The organism is Acinetobacter seohaensis (genome assembly GCF_056431365.1).
Genome location: NZ_JBWKMK010000018.1, coordinates 1 through 1,331 on the forward strand (window position 1 = coordinate 1; position 1,331 = coordinate 1,331).

3 protein-coding genes are annotated in these 1,331 nt (G+C 42.3%); all 3 read left to right on the forward strand.

Annotated elements, in window-relative coordinates; genetic code table 11:
- Nucleotides 1-181: hypothetical protein (locus AC07E5_RS02325; RefSeq protein WP_498624549.1), on the forward strand; the 181-nt coding region annotated here is incomplete at its 5' end.
- 140 nt (nucleotides 182-321) lie between these two features.
- Nucleotides 322-927 (forward strand): MobA/MobL family protein, encoded by a 606-nt coding sequence (locus tag AC07E5_RS02330; RefSeq protein ID WP_498624548.1) that lies wholly within the window; start codon nucleotides 322-324, stop codon nucleotides 925-927.
- Nucleotides 928-949: 22 nt separating this feature from the next.
- A partial coding sequence (locus AC07E5_RS02335) for a hypothetical protein (protein WP_498624547.1) occupies nucleotides 950-1,331 on the forward strand: 382 nt, incomplete at its 3' end.

Below are 1,331 nucleotides of genomic sequence, written 5' to 3' on the forward strand. Positions count from 1 at the left end.
AAGTACCAAAGCTAGGAGCAACAGCATGCAACTAAAACAGGTACTGGGAAAAATCAAAGATATTACTTTTGGCGTGATCGCAGCACCGCTAATTATCATCATTATGATGTGGGCTTCGATACTTGATCAAAGAGCATTTAAGAAAGAACGTAACCGAAAAAAGGAACAGGATAAGACCTAATGGCAATTGCTCGATTGAGTGTCAAAGTTGGTAAAGCAGGAAAAGCAGCACCGCATGCCGAATATATTGATCGGGATGAAGAAAAGAAGCTGAAACAGGAACAGGCAGAAACTGACCTTGAACATAGTGCCTATGGGAATATGCCGAAATGGGCTGAACATAATCCCATTACCTTTTGGGAGGCAGCCGACCTTTACGAGCGCAAAAATGGCAGTACCTATCGAGAATATGAAATTGCCCTGCCTAGAGAGATGAATGCCGAGCAACGTCTAGAACTGGTTGAGGACTTCATTCAGTCCGAGATCGGTTCAAAATATCCATATCAGTTTGCGATTCATAACCCTAAAGCAATGGACGGCAACGATCAGCCCCACGTGCATCTCATGTTTAATGAACGTCTGCAAGATGGAATCGAACGAGATCCAGAGCAATATTTCAAACGCTATAACAGCAAAAATCCTGAACGTGGCGGAGCTAAAAAAGACAATACCGGTAAGAGTTACCAGGAACGAAAAACTGATATTAAAGACCTACGCCAAAGGTGGGCGGATTTATGCAACAGCCATTTAGAAAAACACCAAATTGACAGCCGTATTGATATGCGAAGCTATAAAGAGCAAGGCATAGACAAAGAACCCGAAAAGAAACTATTACCAAGCCAAGCCAAAGATCCTGAAATCAGGGAAGCCTTGCAACAGTCACGTACAGCCTATAAAGAGCTTGAGCGACTAGACTTANACACCTGAGGAAAAAAAGTTATATGCACTGATGGCAGTTGCAGAACAACAGCAGAACCTAGTCAATCAGGCTGTTAAAGAGCTTCAAATCACCGAAGAACGCATTCAGAAGGTCATCGCAGGGCAAACCCATAGCACTGTATCAAAATCGCTAAATACGGGCTTACAGGAGGGTACAGCAGAGCTTATCAAGACCGCTAAGGCACTTGGACATTTAAAAAACTCGATTGAATCAACCAGTGATCAATTTTCATGGAAAATCATCACCATCATTTTAGGCATTTTCGCCATTCTGATGCTTGGCATCATTTGGTTATTCAGTGTTTATATCAAACCTTTAGAAAATATCCCTCAGATCGAGAGCTTAAGACAGCAAGGTATCCAGTTTGATATTGGAAGCTGTACTGTTGGAG